19 protein-coding genes are annotated in these 17,919 nt (G+C 45.4%); 15 read left to right on the top strand and 4 right to left on the bottom strand.

Annotated features, from left to right (window positions below):
* Positions 1–6: 6 nt before the first annotated feature.
* The 4 genes from FTU90_RS03960 (at position 7) to fghA (ending at position 4,031) form a co-directional block, all read left to right on the top strand.
* Positions 7–831 (top strand): undecaprenyl-diphosphate phosphatase, encoded by an 825-nt coding sequence (locus FTU90_RS03960; RefSeq protein WP_005095875.1) that lies wholly within the window; start codon positions 7–9, stop codon positions 829–831.
* On the top strand, positions 825–1,646 hold the full coding sequence (locus FTU90_RS03955) for a class I SAM-dependent methyltransferase (RefSeq protein WP_100328964.1): 822 nt from the start codon (positions 825–827) through the stop codon (positions 1,644–1,646). The genes FTU90_RS03960 and FTU90_RS03955 overlap by 7 nt, the downstream gene beginning before the upstream one ends.
* A gap of 121 nt (positions 1,647–1,767) precedes the next feature.
* Positions 1,768–3,150, top strand: a complete 1,383-nt coding sequence (locus FTU90_RS03950) for a C13 family peptidase (RefSeq protein ID WP_159138551.1) — start codon at positions 1,768–1,770, stop codon at positions 3,148–3,150.
* Positions 3,151–3,194: 44 nt separating this feature from the next.
* Positions 3,195–4,031, top strand: coding sequence for an S-formylglutathione hydrolase (gene fghA / locus FTU90_RS03945; RefSeq protein ID WP_074384094.1), 837 nt, complete (start codon positions 3,195–3,197; stop codon positions 4,029–4,031).
* Between the two features lie 62 nt (positions 4,032–4,093).
* On the opposite strand, the gene FTU90_RS03940 is transcribed toward fghA, so the two are convergent.
* A complete protein-coding gene (locus FTU90_RS03940) occupies positions 4,094–4,372 on the bottom strand; it encodes a DUF2218 domain-containing protein (RefSeq protein ID WP_005095882.1) in 279 nt (92 codons plus the stop codon).
* Between the two features lie 171 nt (positions 4,373–4,543).
* On the opposite strand from FTU90_RS03940, the gene rpe reads away from it, so the two are divergent.
* From rpe to FTU90_RS03920, 4 genes are all read left to right on the top strand, one after another.
* Positions 4,544–5,230 (top strand): ribulose-phosphate 3-epimerase, encoded by a 687-nt coding sequence (gene rpe, locus FTU90_RS03935; protein WP_005172476.1) that lies wholly within the window; start codon positions 4,544–4,546, stop codon positions 5,228–5,230.
* A 629-nt stretch (positions 5,231–5,859) separates the two neighbouring features.
* Complete coding sequence (gene sugE / locus FTU90_RS03930) at positions 5,860–6,177, top strand: quaternary ammonium compound efflux SMR transporter SugE (RefSeq protein WP_005095886.1); 318 nt, start codon at positions 5,860–5,862, stop codon at positions 6,175–6,177.
* A 74-nt stretch (positions 6,178–6,251) separates the two neighbouring features.
* On the top strand, positions 6,252–6,734 hold the full coding sequence (locus FTU90_RS03925) for a methylated-DNA--[protein]-cysteine S-methyltransferase (RefSeq protein ID WP_005095887.1): 483 nt from the start codon (positions 6,252–6,254) through the stop codon (positions 6,732–6,734).
* A 33-nt stretch (positions 6,735–6,767) separates the two neighbouring features.
* Positions 6,768–7,430, top strand: coding sequence for a nuclease-related domain-containing protein (locus FTU90_RS03920; RefSeq protein ID WP_159138583.1), 663 nt, complete (start codon positions 6,768–6,770; stop codon positions 7,428–7,430).
* A gap of 52 nt (positions 7,431–7,482) precedes the next feature.
* Here the strand turns inward: FTU90_RS03920 and FTU90_RS03915 are convergent, their stop codons facing one another.
* The 3 genes from FTU90_RS03915 to paaZ all read right to left on the bottom strand — a co-directional run bounded on the left by FTU90_RS03915 (position 7,483) and on the right by paaZ (position 12,349).
* Positions 7,483–8,418, bottom strand: coding sequence for a tRNA-dihydrouridine synthase (locus FTU90_RS03915; RefSeq protein WP_005095890.1), 936 nt, complete (start codon positions 8,416–8,418; stop codon positions 7,483–7,485).
* A gap of 185 nt (positions 8,419–8,603) precedes the next feature.
* The gene (locus FTU90_RS03910; RefSeq protein WP_180071963.1) at positions 8,604–10,043 is read right to left on the bottom strand and encodes an MFS transporter; all 1,440 of its coding nucleotides are present in this window, start codon (positions 10,041–10,043) and stop codon (positions 8,604–8,606) included.
* 194 nt (positions 10,044–10,237) lie between these two features.
* Positions 10,238–12,349, bottom strand: coding sequence for a phenylacetic acid degradation bifunctional protein PaaZ (paaZ, locus tag FTU90_RS03905; protein ID WP_180071962.1), 2,112 nt, complete (start codon positions 12,347–12,349; stop codon positions 10,238–10,240).
* A 262-nt stretch (positions 12,350–12,611) separates the two neighbouring features.
* Between paaZ and paaA the strand changes: the two genes are divergently transcribed.
* The 7 genes from paaA to paaG all read left to right on the top strand — a co-directional run bounded on the left by paaA (position 12,612) and on the right by paaG (position 17,916).
* Positions 12,612–13,556: a 1,2-phenylacetyl-CoA epoxidase subunit PaaA gene (paaA, locus tag FTU90_RS03900; protein ID WP_005095897.1), complete on the top strand. Its 945-nt coding sequence runs from the start codon at positions 12,612–12,614 to the stop codon at positions 13,554–13,556.
* A gap of 31 nt (positions 13,557–13,587) precedes the next feature.
* Positions 13,588–13,878 carry a 1,2-phenylacetyl-CoA epoxidase subunit PaaB gene (gene paaB, locus FTU90_RS03895; protein ID WP_004279183.1) on the top strand — a complete coding sequence of 97 codons (291 nt, stop codon included), beginning with the start codon at positions 13,588–13,590 and terminating at the stop codon, positions 13,876–13,878.
* A 17-nt stretch (positions 13,879–13,895) separates the two neighbouring features.
* Positions 13,896–14,651: a 1,2-phenylacetyl-CoA epoxidase subunit PaaC gene (gene paaC, locus FTU90_RS03890; protein ID WP_159138554.1), complete on the top strand. Its 756-nt coding sequence runs from the start codon at positions 13,896–13,898 to the stop codon at positions 14,649–14,651.
* Between the two features lie 28 nt (positions 14,652–14,679).
* Entirely contained in the window at positions 14,680–15,180 is a 501-nt protein-coding gene (paaD, locus tag FTU90_RS03885; protein ID WP_005172460.1) for a 1,2-phenylacetyl-CoA epoxidase subunit PaaD, read from the top strand.
* A 75-nt stretch (positions 15,181–15,255) separates the two neighbouring features.
* Positions 15,256–16,314: a 2Fe-2S iron-sulfur cluster-binding protein gene (locus FTU90_RS03880; RefSeq protein ID WP_159138555.1), complete on the top strand. Its 1,059-nt coding sequence runs from the start codon at positions 15,256–15,258 to the stop codon at positions 16,312–16,314.
* Positions 16,315–16,354: 40 nt separating this feature from the next.
* Entirely contained in the window at positions 16,355–17,125 is a 771-nt protein-coding gene (locus FTU90_RS03875; protein WP_100355538.1) for an enoyl-CoA hydratase-related protein, read from the top strand.
* Positions 17,125–17,916, top strand: coding sequence for a 2-(1,2-epoxy-1,2-dihydrophenyl)acetyl-CoA isomerase PaaG (gene paaG / locus FTU90_RS03870; RefSeq protein WP_159138556.1), 792 nt, complete (start codon positions 17,125–17,127; stop codon positions 17,914–17,916). Before FTU90_RS03875 ends, paaG begins: the two co-directional genes overlap by 1 nt.
* The last annotated feature ends 3 nt before the right edge of the window (positions 17,917–17,919 follow it).

The raw sequence follows: 17,919 nt of genomic DNA, 5'->3' as shown, positions 1-17,919 counted from the left end.
TAAAGCATGGATCTTTTACTGCTACTCAAAGCGGCAATCATGGGTATTATCGAAGGTATTACCGAATTTTTGCCGATTTCCAGTACTGGCCATTTAATTTTGGCATCAGAATTAATGAATTTCTGGACCAAGGAAAAGAGTGATGTATTCGTCATTGCTATTCAAATGGGTGCCATTGCAGCGGTAATTTATGAATATTGGGCCCGTCTTTGGGGAGCAGCAACCGGGATTGTCAGCGGTGAGCCACAGGGTCGTCGCTTAGGGATTGGCCTGATTTTGGCCTCGATTCCAATTATATTGATTGGACTGACCTTGGGGCAAACGGTCAAACAGTTTCTGTTTAATGATATTGCTATTGCCATTGGTTTGATTGTGGGTGGCCTGATCATTATCTGGATTGAAAAACATCCGCCTCAAGTTCGTGCACATGAAGTTGAAGATCTCAGTATTAAAGATGCCATCTGGATTGGTCTGATTCAGGTCTTGTCCTTGATTCCGGGAACCTCCCGTTCAGGTGCGACCATTATCGGTGCGATGTTTTTAGGTGTATCACGTAAGGCCGCGACTGAATTTTCATTCTTTCTGGGTATTCCGGTCATTATTGGTGCCGGCCTGCTGGATCTTTATCAAAGTTATGATGTGCTAAATACTACTGAAGACTGGGCCGTGATCGGGGTCGGGCTTCTGGTTTCTTTTATTTCGGCACTGTTACTCATCCGCGCGCTGGTGGCTTATGTCGCTAAACGCGACTTTATGATCTTTGCCTGGTATCGTATTGCTTCGGGTCTGCTGATTTTATTATTTGCCTATACAGGTTGGAAATTATGGTAAGCGCGATTCGCTTATATGCCGAATCTGACGATCAACAGAAAGCACAGCACTTCGGGGCTGTGCTTTCTTCTCGTGGGGTGCAGGTCGAAATTGAAACGGTTGAAAAACTCAATGCACGTTTCTTTCGTCTGAATCCTGAACTGGCCTTATGTGTGGATGAGAATGGACTTTGGCTTTGTGCCCATGGCATGAAAATGCAACCGGACTGGCAAGCCGAGACCGGACGTTTAAAACGTGCATCTTTAAAATCTGAAATGATTGCACGTGCCTGTCATTTAGCCGAGAAACCGAGCTTGATCGATGCCACCGCGGGTCTGGGACATGACAGTTTATTGATGGCGCATTTAGGTGCCCAAGTCACGCTGGTCGAACGACATCCCATATTATTTACTTTACTTGAAGATACCCATACCCGTGCACAATCTGATGCATTCCTGAGTCAAGTCGTATCACGGATTCAACTGGTCTTTTCTGATTCAGCCGATTATCTGAAGCAGCAAGCCGAGCAGCATCGAACTGTAGATGTGGTCTATCTGGATCCGATGTTCCCGCAGCGGGATCAGAACCAGCAGGCGGTCAAGAAACAGGCGCAAGTCAAAAAACAGATGCAGCTCTTGCACATGCTTTTGCCTGAAGATGGCGAAATGGATCTGGGTGATAACCTGTTGGAATTGGCGCAAAAAATTGCCAAACGTGTGGTGGTCAAACGTCCACGTCTGGCGGTGTTTTTGGCAGAAAAAGAACCTCATCATCAATGGCAAGGTGATGCCTGCCGTTTTGATGCATATTTTCAGCATGAACTTGTGGCTGAATAAGATAATTGTTTCAATATTAAGCAAGGATTTGTTGTATATTTAACAATTGGCATTGATAAAACCGTTATCAAGCATAAACTTATTCAGCACCTTAGCGAGCCACTGATCTCCTTGAAATTCTATGATCGACTTTAAACCCTCCATTAATTTTTGGCACGATTTTAAGAGCAACCAAATTGCCGGGATGTGGTTATTTCTGGGATCTCGGCGTTCATTGCAACTGGTTCGTCCATCGATCATGCAATTGGTGTTCTGGGGGATTCTGGGTGGTTGTGCCAACAGCCTATTTAGCTGGCTCAGTTCAGGCCGTATGGGAGATTTTAACTCTCAAGGTCTGATTAGTTATGCACTTTGGCCTTTTATTGCGCTGATTGTGGGTATCTTTCTGTCGCAACGGATCAATAACCTGCGTTTGATGCTGGTGCCGGCATTGTTATGGTTGGTTATAGATACCCATATCATGCTGTTCCAGTGCCTGATTCAATATCTGGGCGATCTGGACTATCTGCCTTATATCCTCTATGACTATATTCCGACCCTGTTTGTCATGTTATTTGTCTGGCAAAGTCTGGCTGTGGTCTGGGTAATTTCACGTGAATTAAAATGGCCTTGGTGGGAGCGTGCGCTGATTATGCTGGCGACCCTGTTTACGCTGGTGGTCTGGCAAATTTCAGTCAAAGATCAACCGATCTGGAAAGTCGAAGAAATTCCACCGAGCTTTGCCGAAGATGCATTTTATGCGCAGCCAATTTTGCTGAACAAAGCCCTGGAAAATATCGAATACGGTGAATTTGCCCAATCGCACTGGTATTTTATGGGCGTGGCTGGCGCAAGTTATCAGGATGTATTTCATTCTGAAATTGAGCGGATTAAAGAGCAGTTTGATACCCGTTTTGGCACTTATGGCCGTTCTATTGCTTTGGTCAATCATCCGGCGACACGTACCACCCTGCCGATTGCCTCCAAGACCAGTATGGAACTGGCATTGCGCCGTATGGGCCAGCAGATGAACCGTGAAAGTGATGTGTTATTTTTATATATGACCTCTCATGGTCTGCCAAATGTGTTTGAAATGGAAAATGCGCCGCTAGATTTGGCCCAGGTCGATCCAAAATGGTTACGTGAAACACTGGATGCAGCAGGCATTCGCTGGCGTGTGATTGTGATCTCGGCCTGTTTTTCCGGCAGCTTTGCTTCGGCCCTGCAGAATGACAATACCCTGGTGATTACGGCTTCGGCAGCCGACCGTCAGTCTTTTGGCTGCTCCAATGAAGCGGATTATACCTATTTTGGCCGTGCATTCTTTGATGAAGCGATGCGTGAAAATAGCAGTCTGCAAGCCGCGTTCGAACAGGCCAGAGATACCGTAGCAAAATGGGAATCAGCGCAAGGCTTCGAGCCTTCAGAACCGCAATGGGTGATTGGCAAGAATATGCAATTGATGTTGCCACAGCTGGAACAACGTTTATTTCCGCAAACCAGTACAATGACACAATCACCTTAGATCAATGTCATCAGCAGATATGCTGCAATCATAAGGAATATGCCATGGAACTCGTACAGAACAATAGAAGCTTTGAAGGTGAACAGCGGATTTATCGCTTTGATTCGAAAGTACTGAAAACATCCACCAAATTTGGTATTTATCTGCCGCCTCAAGCCCTAGAAGGTCATAGCTGTCCGGCATTGTTTTATCTGGCAGGCTTGACCTGTACCGAGGAAACCTTTGCGATTAAGGCACATGCGCAGCGTCTGGCAGCACAATTGGGCCTGATTTTAATCACACCGGATACATCGCCACGCGGTGAAGCTGTGGCAGAAGGCGATCACTGGGATATCGGTCAGGGAGCAGGTTTTTATATCAATGCCACCGAAGCGCCGTGGGCTGAACATTATCAGATGGAAAGCTTCATCGTCGATGAACTCTATGCGCTGGTCATTGAAGAGTTTGTGATTCAGTCGGGTAAGATTGGCATATTCGGTCACAGTATGGGAGGACATGGTGCATTAACTCTGGCTTTTAAATATCCAGAAAAATTTAGTTCAGTTTCGGCTTTTGCACCGATCTGTGCACCAAGCCAATGTCCTTGGGGAGACAAAGCTTTCTCGAATTATCTGGGTGAAAACCGTGAAGAATGGCTCAAGCATGATGCGACTGCACTGGTTAAAGAGAAAGGGGCCTTATTCGCTGACATCCTGATTGATCAGGGTTTTTCAGACCAGTTCTATAGCCAGCTGAATCCGGCGCTGTTCCAGCAGGCCTGTGATGTCGTGAACCAGTCGCTGACCTTGCGTGAACATCAGGGTTATGATCATGGCTATTACTTTATTCAAAGTTTTATGGATGACCATCTACAGTTTCATGCGGTACAGCTTCAGCCTTAAATTTAACATTATTCATATAAAAAAGCCCTACTAGATATAAGATCATCAGGGCTTTTTATCGCTTATCTTTGCCAGTCTGCTGTTAAATCTTCCTGTCCCATGCGAATGAGATGATCCAGAACCACATTTTCCAGTTTATCGAAATCGGTAGATTCATCGCTACTTTGGATGGTCACCAGCAAGTGCTCAGTCTGAGGAATTAACATCAGCTCTGCACTCGGAAAATGAATCAGGAACTGCTGGTCTGTTTCTTCGATGGTAAACTTATGCTTCCAGTGATTGGCCAGGCGTTTGGCAAGGCGCTGCGCCTGTTGAGTCTGGATCTGGGCGGTACTTTGCATTCTTACTCCTCTAAACTTTTTATCCTTGTCAGGACTTTAAACCAAATTGAAAGGCATTCATAAGCCTTAAAGCGTTACACAGCGTTTTATTCTTGCAACATCAAGGTCACAGTAGCCGGACTGGATTTGTTATAATGAGAAAAATCCAATTTTAGCTAGCCAGGTTCTCCCATGTCCAAGCCATATTTAATTGCACCTTCAATTTTATCTGCCGATTTCGCCCGATTAGGTGAAGAAGTCGAGAACGTCTTGGCAGCAGGGGCAGATGTTGTTCATTTTGATGTGATGGATAATCATTATGTACCGAATCTGACTTTTGGTGCAGGCGTTTGTAAGGCATTGAAAAACTATGGGATCAAAGCCCCGATTGATGTGCATTTGATGGTGAAACCGGTAGATCGTATGATCGGGGATTTCCTTGAAGCAGGTGCCGATATCATTACCTTCCACCCGGAAGCATCTGACCATATTGACCGTTCTTTACAGTTGATCAAATCGGGTGGTGCAAAAGCCGGTTTAGTCTTTAACCCGGCCACACCGCTGCATTATCTGGATTATGTATTAGATAAAGTAGATCAAATTCTGTTGATGAGTGTAAACCCGGGTTTTGGTGGACAGAAATTCATTCCGATGACTTTGGATAAACTGCGTCAGGCCCGTAAACTGATCGATGCTTCAGGGCGTGATATTCAGCTGGAAGTCGATGGCGGTGTTACCCCAAGCAATATTCGTGCAATTGCCGAAGCGGGGGCGGATATGTTTGTCGCTGGATCTGCTATTTTTGGCAAGCCGGATTATAAAGCTGTAATTGATGAAATGCGTGCAGAATTAGCCAAAGTCGGTCAGGTTCAACTCTAATCGCTAAAAAGTAGTATGCACATAAATATGTGGATAACTTTATGGATAAGTGTGTAGATATCCATGTGGGTAACCATATGGATATGTTGTGTAAAATGTAATCATTTGTAGCCAGATTGATTATGCCTTAGACGAAGTTTGTATAAAAAGAGCTCAAATCTGGTTCTTTTTATACCTTACAACCCCTCTTGTTTAGGGGTCGTTTATTCATCATAGGTTCATAATCATGTTAAATAAAAAGTGATCAATAGGTCTTAAAATTGTATTTCATTGTATAATCTCTTTGCTCGTTATTTAAATTTAATGGATGTGTATAACTTGATATGCTGCACTTATTTTTGTGAAATTGTTGTTGTTGAATTTGCCTGATCATAGGGGCTATTTCTGAATGATCATTTTGAATATCTACCATAATAACAGCAGCGACAAATGTCTTGAAGATTTGAGTAAGATCAGGTTAAGTTGCATCTCTAAGAGTCATGTTTTGTAAAAATAATCAGGTGTGCGTAATCTGGTTTTATAAATTTTTTTATAGGTAGGAGGAACGACCTCCCTTGTCTATTTCATGCTGAAATGCACAGGAAAAATCGTCAGGACGGCCTGATTCTTAGATAAAAGAGGAGGGCTGCATGGCCTGGATTGCACTTATATTCGCAGGTGTTTTTGAAATCGTTTGGGCATATTCCATGAAATTGTCCGAAGGATTTACCCGATTAACGCCAAGTATCATCACCATTTTCTTTATGATTCTCAGCTTTGCCTTACTGGCCTATGCCATGCGTACTTTGCCATTAGGCACAGCTTACGTGATCTGGACCGGAATCGGGGCTGTGGGTTCATTTCTGATCGGGATTTTAGTTCTGGGGGAGCCGACATCGGCCATGCGTATGCTGGCTGCAGTATTGATTATTTCCGGTCTGGTGCTGATGAAAGTATCTTCTTCATAATTTGTTTCAGCCTGTCTCGGTGAACTGAGTTAAAATAGAAAATAAACTCCGCTGATCCGGGACAGGGTGTAAGCATGAACTTAAGTTATCTCTATATGGATTCTCCAGTCGGTCAGTTACGACTGGTCGCGAATGACACCGCACTGGTAGCTGTGCTTTGGGATTGTGAACAGCCGAATCGGGTGAAACTGGCGACCTTGGTGGAAGATCCGCAGCATCCGGTATTGATTGAAACCAGACGCCAGCTTCAGGAGTATTTTGCTGGTCAGCGCAATGTTTTTGACTTGCCTTTGGACTTTGCCGGAACCGATTTTCAGAAAAAAGTCTGGCAGGCTCTGCTGAATATTCCTTATGGCCAGACCCGAAGCTATCGCGATATTGCCGAGCAGGTGGGTAATGTTAAAGCAGTGCGTGCCGTGGGTGCAGCCAACGGGAAAAACCCGATTTCGATTATTGCACCCTGTCATCGGGTGATTGGCAGCAGTGGTAAGCTGGTGGGCTTCGCCGGTGGTTTGGATAAAAAAGAAATTCTGTTAAATATTGAGCGAACGCATTAAGATCGAAGTCTTAAAATAAATGAAAATTAGAATATTGAACATTCCACATTACAGATATTAAGTTCGCTCTGGTCCAGTGTATGGTGGATTTTTCTGCTGTTCTTTGGCGTGATTGTTTTTAAATTATTTAAGCCATTTTTAAAAGGGAAATTAGGAGAATTTGCGGTTGCTGCCCATGTCAAACTGTATTTAAAAGACCCTGAATACATTCTGCTGAATGATTTGACCCTTCCAGATGGAGCAGGTGCCACCACACAAATCGATCATCTGCTATTAAGTCCTTATGGCATCTTTGTGATTGAAACCAAAAACTATAAGGACTGGATTTTTGCAAGCGCGCGTCAGAAACAATGGACCCAGAAAATTTATAAAAACAGTTATACATTTCAAAATCCGATTCATCAAAACTATAAACACATCAAAGTTCTGGAACAATTACTGACTGATATTGTGGAGCCAGATCTTTTGCATTCCGTGATTGTATTTATGCCGGATGCGGTATTTAAAACACCAATGCCGAATGAGGTATTTTGCGGTGCAGGCTGGACCGATTATGTGAAAAGTTTTGATCAACAGATGATTTCTGAAACAAAATTAAAACGGATACAACTGCGTTTAGAAAAAGAGCTTTTAGAAAAATCCTGGAAAACCAATCGGAAACATGTAGAAAGCTTAAAACAGCATAAGCAGCCTTAAAATGATTTATAGAATCAAAAAAAGCCTTTGAATCATTCAAAGGCTTTTGCATTTACATAGTTGAGGCTTTCAGTTTTTCGGTCATTTCAGTCAGAACTTTAATCCGCTTTACTTCATCCCATAAGGCTTTGGCTTCAGGATAATGTTTCGACATCATGCCGAGCCATTGCTTGTAACGACCGACCATCCCGATCTCAGTTTTGGCGGGGCCATTGATAAAACGAATTTGCAGTTCCAGCAGTTCATTCCAGTTCATCAAAGGTGCATCCGAATTTTGACGGATACATTGGGTCAGGTCGGGTGTGGTCACGGCACCACGGCCAATCATCAGGTCTTCGCAACCGGATTCCAGACGACACTGTTTGGCATCGGTATTGTTCCAGATTTCACCATTGGCAATCACATTAATTTTCAGTGCTTCACGAATCGGTTGTAGCTGGTCCCAAAAAGCAGGCGGGGTATAGCCATCGGCTTTGGTGCGCGCATGCACCGTCACCCAAGATGCTCCTGCATCTTCAATAGCATGGGCATTGTCCAGCATAAAGTTGCGGTCCATATAACCCAGACGCATTTTCGCAGACACCGGAATATGCGCCGGTACTGCATCCCGCACGGCTTTGACTAACTCATGTACCACTTCGGGTTCATCCAGTAAAACGGAACCGCCGCGATGACGGTTCACGGTTTTCGCAGGACAACCAAAATTCAGGTCGATTGCCGGTGCACCCATCGCGGCAACTTTGGCTGCATTTGCTGCCAGCATTTCCGGATTATTTCCCAGAAACTGCACATGTACCGGCGTACCCGCCGCCGTCTTGCCATCATTGAGCAATTCCGGGCAGTAACTGTGATAAACATGATCGGGCAGGATAGAGTCGGTGACACGGATAAACTCGGTCACGCACCAGTCAAAGCTACCTACGGATGTCAGCACATCACGCATAATCGGATCGGTTAAGCCTTCCATGGGAGCAAGCACAAGTTTCAACGGTGCACACCTGTAAATTTAAAACGGTGTTATACGTTTTTTTAGGCAGCCTGTCTAGGCTGGATGGGAATTGAAATCTGAGAACCTGAAAATTGAACTTTTTGGGCTGATATAAAAAGGCCCTTAATGTGGATTAAAGGCCTTTAAAAGTGAAGCTTAGGATGATTTAGCGATATCCAGCCATTTTAATCAGCCAGTTTCTCGACTTTCATACTCTCACGATAATACTGACAGCCCTTGTACAACAGGAAGCAACCAATCAATCCGGCAATGGCATTGACGATCGAGATCGAGTTACCAACCATTAAGGTATTCTGGAAATATTTATCCGTTATTAATGCCACAGCGGTGGTTCCGATGCCTAAGGCAATCAGGTTTGAAACCAGCAGGAACTTGGCAGATACCTGTGCGCGTAGCTGGTTTGGTGTCAGCATTTGCGTAGCAGCAGCCGATGCAGGAATCGGGAAAGTGGAGAAGAACATCGCCACAAAAATCAGCGCAAATGAAAGCTGCATATTATCGACCTGAGTAAACAGCACACTCGGAATAATCAGCGCCGCACAGCCAATGGCACCGGTACGAATTGCAGCATCGCTATAGCCACGCTTTGAAAAGAAGTCGATCAGCCAGCCACAGAACAGGGCTCCCGAAGTATTCGCGACCAGGATAATCGTACCGAGGATATAACCGGTTTGACTCGCATCCAGACCGAAATTACGCATGTAATAGGCGGGTGCCCAGCCCAGTAGCGAATACAGCATCATGGTGTAAAAAGAAAAGCCAATAAAATGACAGAAGAAGGTCTTTTTATGTGTCTTGATAAAACCGATCGAATTTTTGAAAGAGGCTTTAATGACCTGGCCATCCTGATCGACTTTCATACCCTTACGTGCAGGTTCACGCACCGTCAGCACCATGAGTAGGGCTAGTAATACGCCTGGAAGACCCACAATCATAAAGGTAAGTTGCCAGGTTTTCACTTCACCAATGAGGGGTAAGGCTACGAAGCTGACATCTTTTAGCAGGCCAATCACATAGCCGCCAATCAGGAAAGCTAGGCCCGAACCAATAAAGGCACCAATCGCATATACACCGAGTGCACGGCCTAATTTATCTTTCGGAAATAAATCGGCAACGATTGAATAAAAGGCAGGGGAAAGCGCAGCTTCACCGGCACCCACACTCAAACGTGCAATAAACATTTGAATAAAGTTTTTACTGAGACCACAGGCCGCTGTAGCGAGGCTCCAGAATGCAATCCCGGTCGCAATAATTTTAATCCGGGACTTTCGATCCGCCAGCGCGGCAATGGGCAGACCCATAATGGCATAAAACAGAGAGAAGGCCAGGCCTTGTAACAGGCTGAACTGGGTATCGCTTAACATGAGATCGGCTTTAATCGGTTCAATCATTAAGGATAAAATTTGACGGTCTACAAATGACAGAATGTAAGCCACCATACAAATGACGACCACATACCATTGGTAGGTGCTGCTTTCCGGTGGTGGTTCAATCTGTTCAGACAGCGGCACGGCCGTTTCTGTCGGTGTAGGCTCAAAACTTTGATTGGGCGGTTGAATCGTCCTTTCAACCATGTCTATGTCTAGCGATTTATCATTCATCATGCAACATCCTGTGCTGATCGTTTGAGATATTTATTTGATACTTTTAATTTATATATTATTTTTATTTTGTATCGCGTTTGATCAATCTAAAGTTTAATTGGATTGACGTCAATCTGTTTTTTAAGAATAGATACAAATATTATTTGAATTGAAAAAAAAGGAATCATAATGATTCCTTTTTTGAGTTTAAATGTTTAGCCGCGCTCAACCAGGGTCAAAATATCATAGGTTGCGACCAGTTCATTGCGCTGATTTTTGACTTTAATATCCCAGACCACGACACCATGTGGTTTCTGTGCCGGATCGCGCAGTGCTTTTGGAGTTTTCTGCTTACAGGTCAGTTCTACCTGAATGGTATCGCCAATTTTCACCGGCTCTACAAAGCGCAAGTTGTCCATGCCATAGTTGGCAATGACCGGGCCTGGAGCAGCCTCGACGAATAAACCGGCCGCGGCAGATACCACAAAGTAACCATGGGCCACGCGCTCACCAAACAGTGATTCTGCCGCAGCAATTTTGTCCATATGCGCATAAAAGTGATCACCGCTCAGGCAGCCGAAATTCACCAGATCGGCTTCGGTCACGCTACGTCGTGCAGTCAGTAAACGCTCACCGATACGCAATTCATCAAATGATTTTTTGAATGGATGCACACGGTCTTCAAAGACCTGAGCACCAGCCGTCCAGCTATGACCGACTTGGGTCATGGCATTCGGGGAACCTTGAATTGCAGTCCGTTGCATATAATGTTTCACTGCACGTAAGCCACCGAGCTCCTCACCGCCACCGGCACGTCCCGGTCCGCCATGCACCAGCAAAGGTAGTGGCGAGCCATGTCCGGTACTTTCTTTGGCACTTTCAGCATCCAGAATATGGACACGGCCATGCCATGGCGCAATTTTGCTGAGCAGTTGTTCAATATTTTCATCGGTATTGCGTACGATGGATGCTACCAGACTACCTTCGCCACGTGCCACCAGGTCAGCCAGCTGAGCCAGGTCAGTATATGGCATTAAAGTGACTACAGGTCCAAAGGCTTCAATTTTATGAATATTTTCTGCCTGAGCCGGTGCTTTGCAGACCAAGACTGTTGGTGGATAACATGCAGACTTCTCAGTATTTTGTACTTGAATCTTAAAGTCCTGACGCAAGTGACTACCGAATATAATCTCTGCATCTTGACTCAGCTGTTCAACTTTTGCCGCGACATCATGTTTCTGTTTGACGCTGGCCAAAGCACCCATTGTCACGCCTTCCTGAGCCGGATCACCGACAACCACTTTTTTCAGTTTTTCAATCAGACGACTTTGCACGGTATCCAGCAGCTCGGCTGGAACAAAAGCGCGACGAATGGCAGTACATTTTTGTCCGGCTTTGCTGGTCATTTCACGGAAAACTTCACGAACAAATAAATCAATCGTTTCATCATTGGCTTGCGCCGTCAAAATCGCACTATTGACCGAATCTGCTTCCATAGTGAATGGAATCGAGTAGGCATTTAAGTGTGGATGCGAACGCAGTTTTTGCCCGGTTGATGCAGAACCGGTAAAGGTGACCGTATCCTGAGGATTTAAATAATCAAACAAATCATAAACCTGTCCGCAAATGAGCTGCAGTGAACCTTCTGGCAAGAAACCGCTTTCGTGAATGGCTTTGACCACGGCATGGGTCAGCTCGGCACCTTCTGTTGCCGGTTTGACAATACAGGGTACGCCTGCCAGTAGCGTAGGAGCGATTTTCTCCAGCATGCCCCAGATTGGAAAGTTAAAGGCATTGATATGCACGGCAACACCGGCTTTAGGCGTCAGAATATGTTTCGCGCCAAAGCTACCTTGCTTAGAAAGAGGAATCCAGGCATCTTCGACCCATGCTGTTTCATCACTCAGTTCACGACGCACCAAACTCGAATAGGCATATAAGGTGCCAATCCCGCCTTCAATATCAATCCAGGCATCTTTACGGGTACAGCCGGTCGCCTTGGCAAGTTCATAAAAGTCTTCTTTGCGCTCCATCAAATACTGTGCCACTTGCTTCAGTGCATTGGCACGTTGATGGAAGGTCCATGTGGCGATAGTCGCGCCTTTTTGTTTGGCATACTTGACTACAGCTTGGGTATCGATGCCCTGACTGCCGACCTGATAAACCGCTTCACCGCTAATGGCATGATAAACCGTACGTAAATCGGCTTGCGCTGTGTATTCCTGGCCGTACACCAGTGAAGCTAAGCTTTTGATGGCAATAGGATTATGAGTTGATTCAGTATCTTGATAATCCATTGTGCTTGAGTTGCTGTCTAACTCTAACATGGTAAAAACTCCATTTATGATACGTTTTGAGATGTATTTTAATTTTGATGTTTCATAATTTGTGTTGAAAAAGTGAAAATGTCAATCATAAATCTGTGTTTAAAAATGATTAGGAATAAAATAAAAAATATTAAACTATATAAAACAATCATTTATTAAAAATAAGCAATAAAAATTAAATGATACCAATAAATAGATATTGATTTTAATTTTGTATCGTTTTAATTTGAGTGTATCAACACTTGGGATAAGTGAGGGAACAATGAATAATCAACAACAAATCTTTGATCAAAAGATTGAAAAGGATATTTCCATCGAGCCGAAGGACTGGATGCCGGAGGCTTATCGTAAAACTTTAATTCGTCAGATTGGTCAGCATGCACACTCTGAAGTGGTGGGCATGTTGCCGGAAGGCAACTGGATTACCCGTGCACCGACTTTAAAACGTAAAGCCGTGCTGATGGCAAAAGTTCAGGATGAAGCCGGTCATGCTTTGTATCTGTACAGTGCTGCAGAAACCCTGGGTGCCGATCGTGACGACATGATGGATAAACTGATTGCCGGTCGCATGAAATATTCCTCAATTTTTAACTATCCAACCCTGAGCTGGGCCGATGTTGCAGCGATTGGCTGGCTGGTGGATGGTGCGGCTATTGTCAATCAGGTTGCGCTGTGCCGTACGTCTTACGGTCCTTATGCCCGTGCCATGGTGCGCGTTTGTAAGGAAGAGAGTTTTCATCAGCGTCAGGGCTTTGAAGCCATGATGGAATTGGCCAATGGTACGCCGGAACAAAAGCAGATGGCACAGGATGCGGTGAACCGTTTCTGGTGGCCGGCACTGATGATGTTTGGTCCAAGTGATGATAATTCACCGAATAGTGCACAAAGCATGCAGTGGAAAATTAAATTATTCAGCAACGATGATTTACGTCAGAAATTTGTCGATAACACTGTATCGCAAGTCTTGCAGCTGGGTTTAACCGTTCCCGATCCAGACCTTAAATTCAATGAAGCAACCGGACATTATGAATTTGGTGAAATCAATTGGGATGAGTTCTTTGCGATTCTTGCAGGCAAGGGACCGTGTAACCATGAGCGTATTGAAGCACGCCGCAAAGCTTGGGAAGGCGGTAAGTGGGTACGTGATTCAGCAGCAGTCTATGCGCAAAAACAGCAGCAACAGTCAGCAGCACAAAAAGTTGCTTAAAACAGTTTGATCAATATAGGGAAATTTGCTCATGAATAACAAAAACAACTGGTCACTTTATGAAGTGTTTGTGCGTAGTAAACAGGGTCTGAGTCACCGTCATGTTGGCAGCCTGCGTGCGCCAGATGAGGAGGTCGCACTACAAAATGCCCGCGATGTGTATACCCGCCGCAATGAAGGGATCAGTATCTGGGTGGTGAAATCTGAATTGATTACCTCTTCCCAGCCAGATGAAAAAGCAGAATTTTTTGAACCGGCTTTGGACAAGGTCTATCGCCATCCAACCTTTTATAACATTCCAGCTGGCATCGAGCACATGTAAAGGGAAAGGTGAAGATTATGACAAATCAAGTATTGGCAGAATTTCTTTTACATGTGGGCGACAGTCAACTGGTGTTGTCGCATCGTTTGGCAGAATGGTGTGGCCATGCCCCTGAACTGGAACTAGATATTGCCTTGGCCAATATCGGACTGGATTTATTGGGTCAGGCACGTACTGCCCTCAGTCTGGCAGGTGAAGTGGAAGGACAGGGCCGTGATGAAGACAAGCTGGCTTATTTCCGAAACGAACGTGACTATCGTAATTTACTGCTGTGTGAACAGCCGAATGGTGACTTTGCCCAGACTCTGGTGCGTCAGTGGCTGATGGGTCACTATCATGCTTTATTGTTTAGTGCCTTAAGTCAAAGTCAGCATCCGGAGTTGGCTGCCTTTGCAGTAAAGTCACTCAAAGAAGTGAAATATCACCAGCGTTTTTCCACCACCTGGATGGAACGCCTAAGTCTAGGTACAGCTGAAGCGCATGAAAAAACTCAGCAAGGTTTAAACCAGTTATGGCGTTTTACTGAGGAACTTTTTGTATTGACTGCAGATGAAAAACAGCTGGTCAATAGTGGTGTCCTTCCAGATATTGAAAATTTAAAAGTCCAGTGGCTAGAAACAATTACAGCCGAATTAGCCCGATTTGAATTAAGCCTGCCAGAGCTGGGCGCTTATCGTAGTGGGGCTAAACAGGGTTTACATACAGAACATCTCGGTTTTATTTTGGCTGAACTGCAATATATGCAGCGCTCTTATCCAAACATGAACTGGTAATTCGGCACAATCACAGGGAGTGAGTCGCATGAATCTGATTCGACACGTAGAAGATCAATGTTGGGACGTTTTGCAACAGGTTTCTGATCCAGAGATTCCGGTATTGTCAGTGATTGATCTGGGCATGATTCGTGGCGTCGAGCTGAATCAGCAGGATGAAATTGTGGTGCGACTCACGCCGACCTACAGCGGCTGTCCGGCCACGGATGTATTAAAAGCAGAAATTACCCAGACTTTCGAGGCCAACGGTTTGACGCCGGTCAAAGTCATTGTCGATCTGTCTGAAGCCTGGACCACGGACTGGATGAGTGAATCGGGCAAACACAAATTACAGCAATATGGTATTGCCCCGCCGCAAGGCCAGTCACATAGCTGTGGTACGCATGTGGCATTGACCGATGGCATCACCTGTCCACAGTGCTTAAGTAACAACAGCAAACTATTAAGTGAATTCGGTTCGACCGCCTGTAAAGCTTTATATCAATGTCGGGACTGCTTAGAAACTTTTGACTATTTCAAATGTATTTGATTGTAACGATTGCGCGGTGGGCAGGGTAAACCAATAACAAGCCTGAACACCGCCACCTAAAAGAAGGATTTTGCCATGAGCCAATTTATCCCATTAACCATTAAATCGATTCAGCCACAAACCGAGCAGGCAATCTGTATTGCTTTTGATCTCGCGCCTGAGCAGATGGATGCTTTTCAATATCAGCCGGGTCAACACCTGACCATTCGCTATTTAAGTGATGATGGCGAGCTGCGCCGTTGCTATTCGATTTGTAGTGATACTCAGGAAGACATGAGTATTGCGATTAAAAAAATTGATCAAGGTCAGTTCTCGACCTGGGCCAATGCGCATCTCAAAGCGGGCGATGTACTGGAAGTCATGCCACCGCAAGGGGTGTTCTTTCAAAAAGCAGCCAAGGCCGGTGGCCAGAATTATCTAGGGTTTGCAGCAGGCAGTGGCATTACGCCAATTTTATCGATTGTAAAATCGGTGCTAAACCGTCAAGCAGAAGCCACATTTACCTTGGTATATGGCAACCGTTCCTGGAAACAGACCATGTTTTCTGAACAGATCATGGACTTGAAAGACCGTTTTAAGGAACGTCTGCAACTGGTAAATATTTTTTCACGTGAACTGAATGACAGCGAAATCTTTAACGGTCGTATCAATGCGGATAAATTGCAGCAGCTGTTTCAGGCCAATCTGATTTCAGCCGACACAGATCACTGTTTTGCCTGTGGTCCTGAAGAAATGATGGCGGCGGTCGAAACGGTATTACCGACTTGGGGCATTCAACGCAGCAAGATTCACACTGAACGCTTCAATACGGGTACTGCACCGAAAGCAACCGCCCAGCAGATTGAAAGTCGCAGCGAAGAACGCGTCAATATCATCCTCGATGGTCGCGAGCTGATTGTTGAAGTCTCCAAACAGGATGACAGTATTTTAGATGCTGCGCTACGTGCCGGAGCCGATCTGCCTTATGCCTGTAAGGGCGGTGTTTGTGCCACCTGTAAATGTAAGGTGTTAGAGGGCCAGGTTGAAATGGCGGTGAATTACAGTCTGGAAGAAGATGAAATCCAGAAAGGCTATGTGCTCAGTTGTCAGGCACGTCCAACCACGGCCAATGTACGTCTGAGTTTTGATGAATAACAGCTGAATTTACAGCACTGAGCACAGCAGGAGTTCAAGGATGACCTATATTAAAACCAGCTCACCAAAACCCGGCGTAGTCCTGATTGAGCTGAATCGCCCGGAAAAGCGCAATGCCCTAAATAATGCGACCTTGCAAGGTATTGCAGCTTGTTTACAGGACTTGGAAGCAGATGCTGCCGTGAAAGCCGTGGTCATTACCGGAAATACGCAATGCTTTGCTGCCGGTGCTGATTTAAATGAATTGGCGCAGTTAGATGTGGTCAGCATCCAGCAGGATCAGCGGCCACTGCTTTGGAAAAAAATTGATGAATTTTCCAAGCCTGTAATCATGGCGGTGAATGGTTATGCCTTTGGTGCAGGGTTTGAACTGGCTCTACATGGTGACATGATTTTAACTGGCGACAATGCCCAGTTTGCCTTGCCTGAAATTGGTTTAGGCATGTTGCCGGGCGCCGGTGGAACACAGCGCCTTGCCCGTCTGGTCGGTCAGCAATTAACGATGCGCTGGGCCATGACCGGTGAAATGATTTCGGCACAGACCGCATTGCAACATGGCATGAGCAGTCAGGTTTGTCCGACAGGACTGACCGTGCAATACGCACTGGAACTAGCGGAAAAAATTGCCAAGCAGGCACCGCTGGCCATTCGCGCCATCAAGCAATCTTTAAAGTCGATTCATGAAGTGACATTAAGTCAGGGACTGAAATTGGAACGTCAGCATTTTGTCTGGCTGGCGGCGACCCAAGATCGCCAAGAAGGCATCAATGCATTTTTACAAAAAAGAAAACCAGAATTTAGAGGTGTGTAATGGAATATCAAACAATTATTGTCGAAGAAAAAAATGCAGTGGGCTACCTGACCTTTAACCGTCCGAAACAGCTCAACAGCTTTAATGAAACCATGCATCAGGAAGTCTCCAAGGTCATCAAGGCCTGGGCCAAAGACAGCCAGATTCGTGCCGTGGTGATTTCAGCTGAAGGCCGTGGTTTCTGTGCCGGCCAGGATCTAAATGATCGTGTGGTCGATCCGAATGCTGATGCACCGGACTTAGGCCTGTCAATTGAAAAATACTACAACCCTTTAATCAAACTGATTACTGAAATGCCAAAACCGGTAATTTGTGCGGTGAATGGTGTGGCGGCAGGGGCCGGTGCCAATATTGCACTGGCCTGTGACATTGTAGTTGCTGCAAAATCGGCTTCCTTTATTCAGGCCTTTTGTCGTCTAGGTTTAGTACCAGATTCAGGCGGCACCTGGTTCTTGCCGCGTCTGGTCGGGCGTGCCCAGGCGATGGGCTTAGCGATGCTCGGCGATAAAATTCCGGCTGAGCGCGCAGCACAACTGGGCATGATCTGGCAGGTGGTTGAAGATGAGCAACTGCAAGTGGAAGCGAAAAAACTGGCCGAGCATTTGGCCAAGCAGCCGACTTATGGCCTGTCACTAATCAAAAAAGCCATTCATGCCGCAGCCGACAATAATCTGGATCAGCAGCTCATTCTGGAACGTGACCTGCAACGTCTGGCTGGACGTTCAAGTGATTATAAAGAAGGTGTACAAGCCTTTATGCAGAAGCGTACACCTGAATATAAAGGATGCTAAATC

This window comes from Acinetobacter sp. YH12200, assembly GCF_013418175.1.
Lineage (GTDB): Bacteria > Pseudomonadota > Gammaproteobacteria > Pseudomonadales > Moraxellaceae > Acinetobacter > Acinetobacter pseudolwoffii.
Note: the sequence above shows the minus strand (reverse complement) of the source record. Positions and strands in the feature narration are given on the sequence as shown.